This window comes from Micromonospora sp. NPDC003944 (genome assembly GCF_053605225.1).
In genome coordinates this window covers 54,992-69,700 of sequence record NZ_JBSGIV010000026.1, presented here as the reverse complement: position 1 = coordinate 69,700, position 14,709 = coordinate 54,992, and the positions used below count along the sequence as shown (strand labels likewise).

The 14,709-nt window shown below is 69.4% G+C and carries 10 protein-coding genes and 1 tRNA gene; 8 read left to right on the top strand and 3 right to left on the bottom strand.

Annotated elements, in window-relative coordinates; translation table 11 throughout:
• Positions 1-201: 201 nt before the first annotated feature.
• The gene (locus ACWER9_RS15380) at positions 202-393 is read left to right on the top strand and encodes a hypothetical protein (protein ID WP_452302435.1); all 192 of its coding nucleotides are present in this window, start codon (positions 202-204) and stop codon (positions 391-393) included.
• Positions 394-559: 166 nt separating this feature from the next.
• Here ACWER9_RS15380 and ACWER9_RS15375 read toward each other — a convergent pair whose 3' ends face one another.
• Together ACWER9_RS15375 and ACWER9_RS15370 are read right to left on the bottom strand one after the other, a co-directional pair.
• Positions 560-1,858 (bottom strand): UvrD-helicase domain-containing protein, encoded by a 1,299-nt coding sequence (locus ACWER9_RS15375; RefSeq protein WP_452302434.1) that lies wholly within the window; start codon positions 1,856-1,858, stop codon positions 560-562.
• Positions 1,851-3,608, bottom strand: coding sequence for an ATP-dependent nuclease (locus ACWER9_RS15370; protein ID WP_452302433.1), 1,758 nt, complete (start codon positions 3,606-3,608; stop codon positions 1,851-1,853). Before ACWER9_RS15370 ends, ACWER9_RS15375 begins: the two co-directional genes overlap by 8 nt.
• A 398-nt stretch (positions 3,609-4,006) precedes the next feature.
• On the opposite strand from ACWER9_RS15370, the gene ACWER9_RS15365 reads away from it, so the two are divergent.
• The 4 genes from ACWER9_RS15365 (at position 4,007) to ACWER9_RS15350 (ending at position 7,679) form a co-directional block, all read left to right on the top strand.
• The gene (locus ACWER9_RS15365) at positions 4,007-4,729 is read left to right on the top strand and encodes a hypothetical protein (RefSeq protein WP_452302453.1); all 723 of its coding nucleotides are present in this window, start codon (positions 4,007-4,009) and stop codon (positions 4,727-4,729) included.
• Positions 4,722-5,654, top strand: a complete 933-nt coding sequence (locus tag ACWER9_RS15360) for a TRM11 family SAM-dependent methyltransferase (protein ID WP_452302432.1) — start codon at positions 4,722-4,724, stop codon at positions 5,652-5,654. The genes ACWER9_RS15365 and ACWER9_RS15360 overlap by 8 nt, the downstream gene beginning before the upstream one ends.
• Positions 5,651-5,827, top strand: coding sequence for a hypothetical protein (locus ACWER9_RS15355; RefSeq protein ID WP_452302431.1), 177 nt, complete (start codon positions 5,651-5,653; stop codon positions 5,825-5,827). The genes ACWER9_RS15360 and ACWER9_RS15355 overlap by 4 nt, the downstream gene beginning before the upstream one ends.
• A 109-nt stretch (positions 5,828-5,936) precedes the next feature.
• Positions 5,937-7,679 carry a recombinase family protein gene (locus ACWER9_RS15350; protein WP_452302430.1) on the top strand — a complete coding sequence of 581 codons (1,743 nt, stop codon included), beginning with the start codon at positions 5,937-5,939 and terminating at the stop codon, positions 7,677-7,679.
• Here the strand turns inward: ACWER9_RS15350 and ACWER9_RS15345 are convergent.
• A tRNA-Leu gene (locus ACWER9_RS15345) sits at positions 7,661-7,744 on the bottom strand. The genes ACWER9_RS15350 and ACWER9_RS15345 overlap by 19 nt on opposite strands.
• Before the next feature lie 231 nt (positions 7,745-7,975).
• Between ACWER9_RS15345 and ACWER9_RS15340 the strand changes: the two genes are divergently transcribed.
• From ACWER9_RS15340 to ACWER9_RS15330, 3 genes are all read left to right on the top strand, one after another.
• Entirely contained in the window at positions 7,976-10,870 is a 2,895-nt protein-coding gene (locus ACWER9_RS15340) for a tetratricopeptide repeat protein (RefSeq protein ID WP_452302429.1), read from the top strand.
• 193 nt (positions 10,871-11,063) lie between these two features.
• Positions 11,064-13,679, top strand: a complete 2,616-nt coding sequence (locus tag ACWER9_RS15335; RefSeq protein WP_452302428.1) for a fibronectin type III domain-containing protein — start codon at positions 11,064-11,066, stop codon at positions 13,677-13,679.
• A gap of 27 nt (positions 13,680-13,706) precedes the next feature.
• Positions 13,707-14,702 carry an AAA family ATPase gene (locus tag ACWER9_RS15330; protein ID WP_452302427.1) on the top strand — a complete coding sequence of 332 codons (996 nt, stop codon included), beginning with the start codon at positions 13,707-13,709 and terminating at the stop codon, positions 14,700-14,702.
• Positions 14,703-14,709 lie beyond the last annotated feature (7 nt).

The following is a 14,709-nucleotide window of genomic DNA, read 5'->3' as shown; positions in this document are numbered from 1 at the left end:
GGTGCCTAGCCTGCTGGCCGACTCGGCTCTCACCACGCCGCCGGCCGTTTCCGACGAGGACGCGGCCTAGCTCGCCCAAGCGGCAGCCCGACCGCGTCAGGCGCGAGCCGAGCTGCGTGACCAGCCGTGGGAGCACTGCGTGGCCACCTGCTGCAGGGTGCTGGAGGACGTCTCACGCTGGTGATTCCGCCTACCAGGAGCGTGAGCAACACTCAAGCAGACCAGCGCACCCAGGACCAGCGCCGGCCGGCGATCTACTGGGACGTCAAGAGCATGACCAACGCTGCCCACCACGACGGCGGCACTACCGAGGGTTTCTCCTGGAGCCGTACAGACGCCGAGGCACTCATGGCGGCCACGGCCGGGCTGCTCATGAGGTACACACAGCGCTAAGAGGTTCGATTTGAACGAGACTGGACACGAGCAACGGTCGAAAGGTAGGGGCTCGCACTGATGATTGTCAGCGTCTTTCGTGGCCGGGTCAGGGCCACATAGAGACTCGTGGGTGTGTGGCCGTCCGCGTTGAGGACGATCGCGTGGTCGTACTCCAACCCCTTGATCAGGGTCGGTCGAGCAAGTGAGGCACAGCGGTGCGCCCAGTTGCTCTGGTCTGATTCCTCAGGCGCACTACCGCATCTTCGACCGTTGTGTGGTTTGTGTATGCCAATGCCAGGGCCCGGACGATGGTTGACCAGGCATCGTGTCGATATCGACGGATGCCGGGAAGTGCGGCTATCGCGGTGAGGGCCTCCTGGATCCGCTGTGGCGCCGGGTCATCAAGAAGCGCTGAAAGGTGACGCTGCACATCCTCAGCGCCAGGTCGCTTGAGGTGAGTGATTCTCTTGCCCACTCGTAGTTTTTTGACATCGTCGCTCTTGAGGTAATCGGCGACGCCGCTGGCACAGTCCTTGCCGATCTGGGCCGTTGCGGCGGCGATCTCATTCGGGTGGCCCTTGTCGACGGTGCGAGCGAAGGCGATCATACCCTCGCCTTCGATAGTCTCCATGACTGTGTACGTGCCATTGAGTCGGCTGGCCACACCGTGGCAGTCTCGGGCCCACCGACCGATGGCGACGATCGTCTCGCTGCCACCGAACTCACTCCGTAGATCTCGGCATGCTCTGACCGCGCTGGAAAAATCATTCGAGTTAGCTCTGATCCACCTCACGGACGTCGTCTCGGTGAGGCTGACAGGCCGCTCCAATCCGAAGTCCTCCCGGATGTTAAGCAGCCACTGTCCGAGGTCGTTGTTATGGCCCCTCCAGCGCCAAGGTACGAACGGCTGGGCCAACGCGGGCCAACGGGCGGCAACGTCGGCCGACCAACTGACCAGGGGGTCAACGTCGAAGTCGAAGATCGCCTGCATCGGATCGCCGAAGACGCTAAGCGGCAAGACCTCGGCGATGGCTGTCACCAGCGCGTGTTGACTGATGCTGCAATCCTGATACTCATCGACGATGGCGAAGGCGTAGCTGGCCGCGAGCACTCGGCGCATGACGGCGCTGCTAAGGACCTTGAGCGCACCGTCGTAATAGACCTTGGATTCGCTCCAGTTGGGGCAAGCGGGGACTGAGACTCCTGCGAGCTGGGGGTATTGGCGTACAAGGTGATGCGACCAGCTAGCGATCGTCTCGATCCGGACGGCATCAGCAGCAACGCCGAGCCGGCGCGTCCGACGCCGAAGGGCGTCTACACCGGCATTGGTGTGGGTCAGGACGAGGGCCCGTTGCCCTGTCTCGGCAGCGAGAGAGGCGAGAGAGGCGACGAGTTCGGTCTTGCCGGTGCCGGCAGGCATCGTGACTGAGCACGGCATGGCTTTTCGGAGACGCTCGGCGCTCCCACGGGCGGTGTCATTCATCGGCGCCGTGCTGCCCCTCGTCGCCATAAATGCGGCGGCGTAGCCTGGTCAGTTCCTTGCCTAGGTGCTGGTCCTGATACTGGGACCAGAGTTGGAGGATGAACTCGCCGAGCCGCTCGCCGGCATCTTCCCGCTTGAACCAAGCCTTGCTGGACGCGTTCTTCCCGGTGCCGCCCGCGGCCTTGCAGATCGCGGCGCGCACTTCCTCGAGGAGGTAGCCCGCCTCCGACCAAGCCGACGACGTCAAAGCGTATTCGCTCTTGGGTAGCGCCGGCAGCGCCGTCGTCACATGGTCCACGATCGCATCCAAACCTTTGAGCTCCGCGGCGAGTTCCAACAGTGTGACGAGCGCCGACTCGTCCAAGGTGTGGATGGTTTCGGCTTCAGTTGAATTGCCCACCTGCCAACGGATGACATCCACGCCCGCCTTCTCGGCGACCGCGATGGTTTCATCGACACTTCGGTCATCGTTGTCGACCAGGAGCACAGCGTGGACCCCGAGATTTTGGAAGATGGTGGCCCGAGTAGCTGCGGGGTTGCCACCGCCATCAAGAAATGCCACGCCCAAGGCGGCGTGGGACGGCTTGCCGTCGCGAGCGCGTTCGTCATCCCAGGTACGGATCATCTGCCGGAGCATCCCGGTCTCGGTCTTGCCCTCGCCGATAATGACCATCCGGGCGAGGACCGCAGACGGGCAGGAACGCAGCGCGCCCTGTGCCTCGGCGATGTCCGCCGGCACTGCACGAACGTCGGTCCTGCCAGCGTCGCTCCTCACGACGCAGATGTCGGTGGCGGACATGGCCTGCACGGCGAGCGGCGAGTGGGTACTGATGATGACCTGTCCTCGGCTACCTGCCGAACGCTGTTTGATCCGGTGAAGGACGTGTAGGAGCCGATGAGGGTCGAGGCCGTGCTCGATCTCGTCGATGAGGAGGATCTCACCCTTGATCGCCGCTTGCTCTTGGGCAGCGATACTGGTCAGGCGGCGTGTCCCCAGTCCCGCGTTCGTCAGCGGCACCGTCCCGTCGTGTAACAGCAGCGAGCTAGGCGAAGCGCTTGCCACGGGATCCCAGCCCGGACGCAGATCGAACCGTCCGCCCCCGATCGCACCAGCCGCTTCAGCAACCCGGTTCGCTGTTGCCTTGAGCGCGGGAAGGGGGTAGTCGAACACGGCGTCGCGGGAGGCGCGTTGCGCTGCTGTCACCGCCTGGCTCGCACCGTCGTCCGTCAGGCGCGAGAGCGCAGACCCACGGCCCCACCTCAGATGGGTATCAACCCGCTCGTCGACGCGGAAGAGACCGATCGACCTCCGCTTTCCGCTGGTCAGGGGGAGACCGTCCTCATACTCTCCGTGCCGTACAACCAACCAGGACGGTTCAAGATCCTGGTCGACGGTCAACTGCAGCAACAGGCAGAGCTCAGAGCCGGGTAGCGGATCATGCTCGAGTTCGCCGTTGACGTTTAAGCCAGTCAAGTGCATTCCGAATGCCGTATCGGCGAGCATCTCGTCGGTGAGGTCGCCGACGAGCAGCCGGAGTGTTATTGGCTTGGACGTGTCGCAATGGTAGAAATCGGCATCACTGAAGGTCGCGTTGAAGCGTGGCGTAAGCACCAGCGCAACCGCGTCGAGCAGACTTGTCTTCGTGCTGTCGCCAGGACCGACGAGACACAAGAAGCGCTGCGAAGGTAGTCGCCACTCCGCCTCACGGATTCCTCGGAAGTTGCGCACGGTAACCCGCCGGATCTGCATCGGCGCAGTGTAGTGCCGGCCGTGCACCCGCACTGCTGCCGACACGTGTTATGGGGGCGGTGCGAGCCCGCCGTTGGTCAGCGGGGTAGTTGGCAGTGTAGTGAACAGGCCGCGTACTTGAGGCATGGAGAGTCGTTGCAGCGTATTGTGCCGGTTGTTCGCGGCGACTACGCGGGTAAAGCCGTTCGTCCGAAGGGAGCTAACAGGTTCCTGGTAGAGGCTGATCCGGTTGCCCTACAAACCTTCAGCTGCGTGTTCAACCCGTTGAGGACATCTTGTTCAACCGGGCGGCGTCCGGCGACGCGCCCAGGTCTGCGCGGTGCACGGCTTCCAATCCGAGGCTCGGATTTGTAATCCCCTAGTGTCAGCGCTTGTCGGCGGACGTGGCCCACACGCTCATGCCGAAGCCCAGCTCCACCACCCCCGGTGACCGGCCTCAGCCGGTGCCGGTCGGTCTGTTCCTCCCCCGAACCCGCGTCCCTCGCACGCCCCGTCCGGGAGTGCCGGACTGGCACGGGCTATCCCCAAACCACCTCGCCTACCTCATCCACCGCTACACCCACGTCGGTGACGTGGTGCTCGACCTCGACGCGCACCCCGCCGCCATCGCTGCGACCGCCTACCTGGACCGGCTACCGGCCCGGCTGGCCACCGGTCGCCATGGCCTGCACGTGCGGCTCATGCCGCCCGCCCCCGAACACCGGACGCGACGCGCCATGCGACGTCCCGGCCCACGTGTCGACCTGATCCTGGCGACCCTGCCGCAGGGCGCGCAGGGCCTCGCACGAGACGGCATCGCCGCAGCAATGAGTATCTGGCGGCCTCTGCTGCGCCCCGGCGGGTTCCTGCTTGTTGGACTCGCCGCCTTGCGGCCTCAGCCGGGTGAGGTCAGCCGCCGAGCCACAGTCATCGCCGCCGCCCGCGCCGCCGGGTTCTTCTACCACCAGCACATCCCCGCCGTCCTCATCCCACTGCCCGAACACGAGCCACGCACCGCCCCGGAACACCCCGACGAGGTCGACGACGACCGCCGTCTGCTCGCTGGCCGCCACCTTCCGACGTTCCGGGATCTGGTCGTGCTCGGGACCACCGCAACCGGTGAGGAGAACGCCCGTGCCTGAGTCCCGTCCGCCGTCCCACATCGGCGACCCCCACGACTCCGAATCGCCGTACCCCAGCACGTCCGACCTGGCGGCACTGCTCACCGAGGGCTACCTCGGTGCGGTCTGGCTCACCGGTCAAACCGCGTCGCGCGACCTGCGGCGCGGCCGATACACCCCGGAGTCGTTGACGCACCCCGGCAAGATGCTGCCGACCATCCCCCGCTACGCCATCCGCACCTACACCAACCCCGGTGACGTGGTCCTCGACCCCATGGCCGGCATCGGCACCACCGTCATCGAGGCCATGCACCTCGGCCGTCACGGCGTCGGCGTCGAGTACGAAGCCGAATGGGTCGCCAAGGCAGCCGACAACATCCGCCACACCGTCCAGACCGGGGCGCCGGGCCGGGGCGAGATCTACCACGGGGACTCGACCGCGCTGCCGGCACTGCTGCCGGCCAACTTGCACGGCCAGGTCTCCCTCGTGATCACCTCACCGCCCTACGGGTCGTCCACCCACGGCCACGTCCGTACCCCTGGCGCAAGTCGCCGCAAGATCCGCAAGATTAACCACAAGTACGGCGGCGCGGACAACCTCGCCTACCGCAGCCACGGCCAGCTCGCCGACGGGTTCACCGCGATCCTTGCCGGCTGCCGGGCTCTGCTGCGGCCCGGCGGGCATGTCGTCGTCACCGCCCGGCCCTACCGCCGCCACGGCGAACTCATCGACGTCCCTGGCATGGTCGCCGCCGCCGGCATCAACGCCGGCCTCGAACTGGTCGAGGAGTGCATCGCCCTCATCTGCGGCGTCCGCGACGGCGTGATCATCCCTCGGGCCTCGTTCTTTCAGCAGAAGAACATCCGGGACGCCATCGCCGCGGGTGACCCGCAGTGGCTCGTTCAGCACGAAGACGTGGTGATCTTTAAGGCGCCGCACCAATGAGCGACCGCGCGTCGGACACACCGGCCGAGACCTCCGCGACGAGCCCTGAGCCGACCGTCGAGTTTCATACCGAACCGGAGCTGACTGAAGCCGTGGCTCGTGCGCTGCTGACGTTGCTGCAACGCTCGTCAGCCAGCAGTAATCCGGGTCCGGTCGAGTCCACCGACACTTGATCAATTCATGCCGGTATGCGTGAATCCGTGCAACCGCGCGTCCGCCGGTCACCTAATCCCCTTGGATGGCCGGCAGACGCGTGCCCACTACATTCGGAAGGCACGTTCGGTGACCATCGACATACCCCGTATCGAAGACACTGCCGCCGCCCTGCTTACCCGCCGCGAATACCAGCGCTTTGCGTTCTACGGCCGAGTCTCCACGGAGGACCAGCAAGATCCCGTGGCATCGAGGAATTGGCAGGTCACCCGCGCTACCGGCCTTATCGAACCGATCGGCGGCATCATCGTCGCCGAGTTCTTCGATATCGGCCTGTCCCGCTCCCTGCCATGGAAGCGACGACCTCACGCCGCCAGGCTGCTCGACGCCCTCGCCGACCCGAACCGCGGGTTCGACGCGCTGGTGATCGGCGAGCCCCAACGCGCGTTCTACGGCAATCAGTACAGCCTGACCATGCCGGTCTTCTCGCACTACGGCGTCGGCCTCTGGGTGCCCGAGGTCGGCGGCGCTATCGACCCCGAGTCCGAAGCCCACGACCTGATCATGAGCGTGTTCGGCGGCATGTCCAAGGGCGAGCGCACCCGCGTGAAGATCCGCGTCCGCACGGCGATGACCTCGCAGGCGAAGATCGAAGGCCGTTTCCTCGGGGGGCGTCCGCCGTACGGGTACCGCCTCGCCGACGCCGGACCGCACCCGAACCCGAGCAAGGCCGCCGACGGCCGCCGCCTGCACAAGCTCGAACCTGATCCGACCACCGGGCCCGTCGTACGCCGAATCTTCGCCATGTACCTCGCCAACAACGGCTACCTTGCCATCGCCGAGGCACTCACCCACGACGGCATCCTGTCACCATCCGCCGCTGACCCCGCCCGCAACCCGCACCGCAGCGGCGAAGGCTGGGCCAAGAGCGCCATCAAGAACATCCTGTCCAACCCCCGCTACACCGGCCGACAAGTGTGGAACAAACAGCGCAAGGACGAAGTACTCCTCGACGTCAACGACGTCGCCCTCGGCTACGAAACCCGGATGCGCTGGAACGACAAGGCTTCCTGGGTCTGGTCTGACACAATCGCCCATCCGCCGCTTGTCACCGTCAACGACTTCGAACTGGTTCAAACGATCATGGCGGCCAGCGGCCGAGGTCGAACAGGCACCCAACAACGCAAGGTTCGCCGCCACTACGTCCTACGCGGACTCATGCTCTGCGGGCTATGCGGACGCAAGATGCAAAGCCACCAAGCACATGAGACCGCCTACTACCGGTGCCGCTATCCCAACGAGTACGCCCTCGCCAACCACGTCCAGCACCCGCGCAACGTCTACGTCGCGGAACAAGACATCATCCCAGCCCTCGACAACTGGCTCCTCAAGGCCTTCGCCCCACACCGGCTAACCGAGACGATCCGCCGACTCCACGCCGCCCAACCCAACGCCGGGCCTGGCACCGTCGCGCCGGAGATCATTGCCGCGAACAAGATCATTGCGGCGTGCGACACCAAACTCCTCCAGTATCGCGCCGTCGCCGACGCCGGCGGCGACCCCGCCACCGTCGCTGCCTGGATGGCCGAGGTCAACGCCAAACGCGCCGCCGCCATCGCCCAACGCGACACCGCAGCAGCACAAGACCAGGCTCCCCGGCACCTCAGCGAGGACGACATCCGAAGCCTTGTCGGCGGCCTCGATGATATGCGCAACACCCTGCGCGACGCCCACAGCGAGGACAAAGGCAATGTCTACCGCGGGTTGCGGCTCGCCCTCACCTACAACCCCGGTGAAAACAAAATCAGCGTCGAGGCTAAGCCCGACGCTGATTACTGTGGGGTAACTGTACGTGTCCGAGGGGGGACTTGAACCCCCACGCCCTATACGGGCACTAGCACCTCAAGCTAGCGCGTCTGCCATTCCGCCACCCGGACCTACACGTTCAGCCTACCTCGCCGACCAGATGATCTTCCACCTGCTGATCGGCGCGGCGGGCCGCACGGGGAGTTACTGTACACGCCGCTCGTGGATCATGCACATCGCCTTCCGCCGCCTCTCCCCGAGCGCTTCCGCCGCTGCTCAAGCCACCTCGAAACGCCGCATCGACACACCCTTGGAGCGTGTACGGGTAGCGTCCGGCCGCCCTCTGACGGCAGCATTGCCACGTGTCCCATCCCTCCCCCTTGGCAGCCGCCCAGCACCGAGCCTTCGCCCTGCGCGCCGCGGGCGACCTCAGCGCCGCCCGGCACCTGCTCGCGGAGGCCGTCGAGTCCGCTCCCCCGCCGTACGGTGACGATCATCCCGAGGTGCTGCACACCGCGCACGTGCTGGCACGGCTGCACCGGGAGGAGGACGACCCGCTCGCCGCCCGCCGGGTGTTGGAGGAGGCGTTCGCGGCGGGCGAGCGCCGCTGGGAGCATTCCGACCCGTTGATGCTCGCGCTCGCCTTCGAACTCGCCGAGGTGGCGGAGGAACTCGGCAACCGCCACGAGGCCCGCCGCAACTACACCCGCGTCGCCACCGCCGGGCCCGCCGCGCTCGGTGACAACCACCCGGCGGTACGCGCAGCCCGCGACTACCTGAGCCCACCCGCGTCGATGCCGGGCGAGCAGCACCCCGCGCCGACTCCCGGCTCGACCTCTGCCACCCCGGTGACCGAGCCGGGTGCCCGGTCGGCGCTCTCCGGCCCGACCCTGTCGCTGGCGACCCTCGCCGCGATGCGGCCCGCCGCCGGTGGCCCGCCGCCCACCGTGTCGCCCTGGGCGCCGCCGCAACCGCCGGCCACGCCGCCACCAACCAATCCAGCGGTACGCGCACCCGTCACGCCCCCACCGCCCGTCCACGCCCCAACGGCACCGATTCCAGGTCCTCGGGTCGCGCCCGTCGGGCCGGCAGCCTCCTCGACCGCACCGGCGCAGCCTGGCCCGCCGATGGTCGCACCCGGTGCGGTGACGCCACCCCGGCCGCGCGCCGACGAGCTACCGCCCGGACCGGCCCGCCCCACGGTCGACCCGATGCCCCGGCAGAGGATGGAAACCCGACCGACCACGCCGGCCGGGCAGCGGCCACCGTCCGGGCCGGCCGTGGCGCCACGTCAGCGGATGGGTGACCAGGCGGCCCCGCCGGTGGTCGCCGCGCCACCGCCCCCGTCGGCCCCAACCGCGCCGGCGTCGACCACCCTGCCGGCGACACCGGCCGCGCCGGCACCGCGCTGGGACAACCCCACCATCCAGGTACGGCAGATCGAGCCACTGCTCGCCGAGGAGGCCGCCCGCGCCGCCGCCCCGCCAACCGGGCCGAGCGAGTCGCACACGGTGTCCGGCACCGACGTAACATCACCGGGCGGACCCTCCCCGACCGTTGACCGCCCAGGGCCGACCTACCCGACGGAGGGGCCACCGGCGCAGCCCATCAGCGCATCGATCGTCACTCCGCATCCGATCTCCGCGCCGCCCAGCCAGCCGTACCCGGTCTCCGGCCCACCAGCCCCGCCCTACCCGGTCTCAGGGCCACCCGGCTACGGCCAACCCGTCTCAGCTCCGCCCGGACACACGTACCCGGTCTCCGCACCACCGGGCTACAACCTGCCCATTTCCGCACCACCCAGCCATGGCCAGCCCGCCTCCGGACTACCCGGCTACGGCCCACCGGTTTCCGCGCCCCCCGGGCACACGTACCCGGTCTCCGCACCGCCCGGCTTCGGGCCGCCGGTCTCGGGGCCGCCCTACGGTCACCCCGTCTCCGCGCCTCCGGTGAGCGCTCCGCCCGTGCCGCCGTGGGGAATGACCGCACCGCCCTGGAGCAGCACCGCCCCACCGCAGCCCCTGTCCACTTCAGGTGCCGACCCCACCGACCAGACCACGACGGCTTCGCAAGGCACAACCCCTGCGCAGGGCACGACCGCTGGGCCGACCACAACGCCTGCGCAAACCACGCCCGCAGAGCAGCCCACGACCGCCAGGCGCACCACAGTGGACCCGGGCGGCACTGGCGCGGACGGTGACTCCGGGCTGGGCATCCTCGACGCCCCCGTGGCGCCGACCGGGCTGGCCGGTAGCGTGCTGTCCGACGAGACCGTGGTGTTGCCGGCCGTTCCGTCGCAGAGCGGCCCGGCCGGGTATGAGTCCAGCCCGGGCCGTCCCGCCACCCAGTCCGCAGCGACTGCCGCCCACGCGGACCCCGCGACCGTCACCGCCGCGCTGGCGAACCCGCACACCACCCCGGCGAACCCGAACAGCGCTCAGGCCGGCCCCGTCGCGGCGCAGCCGGGTCCCGCTGCCCAGCCGGCCTGGTCACCGGGCATCGGCGCCGATCCGGCGCTGACACCGCCCGCCGCGCCGTCGCCGTCCCACCAGTACCACCACCAGCCGCCGCAGGCCGCATACCCGGTCCACGACCAGCACCCGACACAGCCGCTCTACTCAGCACAGGAGCAGTACTCGACCCAGGGGTCCTTCCCGGCGCAGGATCAGCACCCGGTCCAGGCGCCCTACCCGGCACAGAATCAGCACCACGCGCCGTACCCGGGTCAGCAGTACCACCCGGTGCCGGACGCGTACCGGCCGGCGTACGCCGATGGTGGTGGTGGGTCGACGGGCCGTAACCGGGCGGCGCTTGTCGGCGCGGTCGTGGCGGCCGGGGTGGCCGTCGTGGCGGTGGCCGGCCTGGGTGTGGTGATGGTGACCCGCGACGACCCGCCGCCGACGGGGAGCGCGCCGACTGCGGCGGCACCGACGGCGGCCGGGCTTCCGCCGGGTGACCTGAAGCTGCGCGACGACTCGACCACGATCACGTTGACCTGGACGGACCCGACCGGCGGGGCGGTGCCGTTCATGGTCGCCGCCGGGCGGGCCGGGCAGGCTCTGGGCGTGATGGCCACCGTGGACCCGGGGCGGACCAGCTACACGGTCAACGGGCTGAACTCCCGAGTGGATCACTGTTTCACCGTGTTGGCGGTCTACTCGACTGACAGCTTTGCGACGTCGGGGCAGGTCTGCACCACGCGGGAGCGCACCGCCTCGTCCAGTGGGGAGCCGTCCGACCGACCGTCGCCGCGCTGAGCCGAGCGCGAGCCGGGTCAGAACGAGCGGGCACCGCGCTGAGCTGGCCGTCCACAGCGCACACGCTCAGTATCCACAGGGGTGACGGTGCGGGTTCCCCCGTCACCACCAGCGCCATATGATGGCACCCGGCTCAGGGGAGGGGTCGCCGCGAGGCGCGCCACCTGCCACGACTCAGGGGAGGCGGCCGGCTGTGGCCAGCATCGACGACGCCGTACCGACCGAGGCTGTTCGCTCCCGGTCCCGGCTGCGCGGCGGGCTGGTGACCGTCGGCACGGTGGCCGCGCTGCTGGCCGCCATGGGGCTGACCGTGCTCGGGTTGGGCGCGGCGGACAACGCGGTGGCCAACTACGACGCGAGTTCGTGGTTGTGGAGCGCGGCGCGCAGCGAGCTGGCCCGGGTCAACGGGGTCACCGCCCGGGTCGACACCCGCACCGAGATCCCCAATGCCCGGCAGCACCCGATGCAGATCACCCAGACCGACCGGCTGCTGGTCCTGCGGGACCTGCAGACGGGGCAGGTCAGCTCCCTGGACCTGGCCACCCTGCAGCTCAGCGCGACCACCCGGACCACCCCCGGCCTGGGCGTGAGTGTGGCCCTGCACGAGGACGCGGCGTTCGTCGTCGACGCCGTGCAGGGCATCGTCCGGCAGCTCGACCCGCGATCGTTGACCCCGGTCGGTGAGCCGGTGCGCTACCCGCCGGGCATCACCGGCGGCACCTTCGACGGTAAGGGTCGACTCTGGATCGCGGTGCCCAGCCAGGGCACGGTCTCGGCGATCACCGCGGCCAAGCTGCCGTCCGCGCCGGCCACGGCGAGTGCCGGGCTCAGCCCGAAGCAGGTCGAGTCGTACGACGTCGCCGACGCCAGCCACGAGCTGGTGGTCTCCGCCCTGGACGACGGGGTGGCGGTGCTCGACCGCACAGCCGGGAAGCTGGTGCGGGTGCAGGGCGGTGAGGTGCACCCGACGCCGTTGACCCTGTCCGGCCCGGCGGCGCTGCCCGCGCGCACCAGCGGTGCCCGGGTTCCGGTCACGGTGACCGCGGAGCGGCGGGTGCTGCTGGTCGGTGACGGTGGGCAGGAGAGCACGTTCACGGTGCCGGGTGAGGGTGACCGGCTCAGCCCTGCGGTGGCCTGGGCAAACCGGTTCTACTGCGCCGACGAGGCCACCGGGGCGATCTACTCCTTCGACGCGGCAGGCAAGCTGGTCGAGACCATCCGGGGGCGCGCCAACGGGCCGCTGGAGCTGGAGGTCCGGGAGAACCACCTGTTCATCAACTCCCCCGACGCGGCGACCGCCCGGGTGGTGGACGACAAGCACCAGGTGCGCGAGGTCAACAAGTACGCCAACGACGTGCTCGGCGGCGACCCGCCGCCGGCTCCCCCGCCGCCGCCCCCGCCGAAGAAGCCCCGGGTGGGCAAGCCGAGCGCGCCGCGCAGCGTCACCGCCGCCGCCGGCAACGCCCAGGCGCGGGTGAGTTGGCGCCCGGCCGCCGCGAACGGCGCCGAGATCATCAAGTACGTGGTGGAGGGCGCCGGCCAACGCCTACAGGTGGGCGCGAACCAGCGGGCGGTGGAGGTCAAGGGATTGACCAACGGCGAGACGTACCGGTTCGCGGTGCACGCCGTCAACGCCAAGGGCGACGGGCCTCCGCGCACCAGCAACCCGGTGACGCCGACGGCGGCGGTGCCCGACCCGCCGGCGAGCGTCACCGCCCAGGAACGCCCGGACGGCACGGTCCTGGTCAAGTGGCCGGCGGCGAACGGGCAGGGCAACACCATCGCGAGGTACGCGGTGACGGCCAGTTCGGCGGGGACGAACGCGCCGGCCGGCGAGTCGACCAAGACCGAGCTGGTGGTGCCCGCCGGTGAGCTGGAGTTCGGCACCCAGTACGCGTTCACCGTGGTGGCGGTCAACAGCAAGGGCGCCGGGTCGGCGGCGTCGCCGGTCAGCAACACGGTGGTCCCGTTCGCGGCGCCCGGTCGGCCGCTGCAACTGCGCGCCGGCACGGTCGCCAACCAGCCGGGTGCGGTGACGGTGCAGTGGGCGCCGGCCGAGGCCAACGGCCGGCCGGTGACGAAGTACCTGGTGGACGTCGGCGGGCGGGTCAGCGAGGTGACCGACACCCGCACGACCGTCACCGGGCTGGGCAACGGCCAGAACGTCACGGTGAAGGTGAAGGCGGTCAACGAGGCCAGTCCGGGCCCGGAGGCCACCGCCACCGCCCGCACGGTCGCCGAGCCACGGGTCACCGTGACCGGTTCGTCGTCGACGGCCACCGGGGCGACGGTGACGTTCACCGTGGACGCCGGCGGCGGTCAGGCCACCTGCTCGCTGAGCACGACCGGCGAGCCGGCGAAGGCCGGGGCGTGCTCCAGCATCACGATGACCGGCCTGACCCCGGGCACCAGCTACACGTTCACGGTGACGGCGAGCAACGCCGCCGGCAAGGGCACGGTGACGAGGGCCCAGAAGACTCAGCCGCTGTACGGGATCGCGACCTGCAACAACGGGCCGGACGGTGACCAGCGCACCTACTGCGACCGGGACCGGGATGGTCGCAATGGCAACGAAGTCTTCAAGGTCACCCGGCAGGACAACGACGAACAGGCCGGCTGGGCGAAGCCCGGCAGGCGGTTGCAGGCGTACTGCAAGAAGTCCGGCGAGGACGTCGACTCCTGGATCTACAACAACCAGAAGCGCAGCACCTGGTGGGTGCGGGTCGAGTTCAACGGGAAGAACTACATCCCCTGGGCCTGGCTCAACCTGGAGGGCGGCGACACCATCAACGTCCTGCCCACCTGCTGAACCCTCAGGCGAGGAGCACCACCGACCGTGAACACCCACGAGCCGCTCACCCAGCCGGAGGTGCAGGGTTTCGCCGCCCTCGCCGCCCGGCTGGCCGAGAACGTCAACGCGGTGGTGCTCGGCAAGCCGCAGGTGGTGCGGCTGGCGCTGACCGCGCTCTTCGCCCAGGGTCACGTGCTGCTGGAGGACGTGCCCGGGGTCGGTAAGACCACCCTGGCGCGGGCCATCGCCGCCACCGTGAAGGGTGAGTGGCGGCGCATCCAGTTCACCCCCGACCTGCTCCCCTCGGACGTGTCCGGCGTGACCATCTTCAACCAGGCGACCCGGGACTTCGAGTTCCACCCGGGGCCGGTCTTCGCCAACATCGTCATCGCCGACGAGATCAACCGGGCGTCGCCGAAGACCCAGTCGGCGCTGCTGGAGGTGATGGAGGAACGAACAGTCACCGTGGACGGGGTCCGGCACCCGGTGCCGTCGCCGTTCCTGGTGGTGGCCACCCAGAACCCGGTGGAGATGGACGGCACCTACCGGCTGCCCGAGGCGCAGCTGGACCGGTTCCTGGTGAAGCTCTCCGTCGGCTACCCGGACGAGGCCGTCGAGGTGGAGGTGCTGCGCGGCGCGACGGTGCGCTCCCCCGAGGCGCTCGCCCCGATCACCGACACCGCCACCGTCGGGGAGATGGTCCGGATGGCCCGGCGGGTGCACATCGCCGAGCCGCTCTACGCGTACGCGGTCCGGCTGGCCGCGGCCACCCGCACCCACCCGCAGGTACGCGTCGGGGTCAGCCCCCGGGGCGTGATCGCGTTGACCCGCGCGGCGTGCGCGTACGCGCTCATCGACGGGCGGGGCTGGATCATGCCGGAGGACCTGAAGGCGCTCGCCGAGGCGGTGTTCGCGCACCGGCTGCTGCTCACCCCGGACGCCCAGGTGCGGGGGATGACCCCCGCGGAGGTGCTCCGCCAGGCCGTCGCCTCGGTGCCGGTGCCGCTGCCGTCGGGGCAACCCGCTCCGGTGCAGGGCTGACCGGCAG

Coding starts and splice junctions, on each gene's coding strand:
- ACWER9_RS15375 (WP_452302434.1), bottom strand. CDS start 1,858: ATGAATGACACCGCCCGTGGGAGCGCCGAGCGTCTCCGAAAAGCCATG.
- ACWER9_RS15370 (WP_452302433.1), bottom strand. CDS start 3,608: ATGCAGATCCGGCGGGTTACCGTGCGCAACTTCCGAGGAATCCGTGAG.
- ACWER9_RS15365 (WP_452302453.1), top strand. CDS start 4,007: ATGCCGAAGCCCAGCTCCACCACCCCCGGTGACCGGCCTCAGCCGGTG.
- ACWER9_RS15355 (WP_452302431.1), top strand. CDS start 5,651: ATGAGCGACCGCGCGTCGGACACACCGGCCGAGACCTCCGCGACGAGC.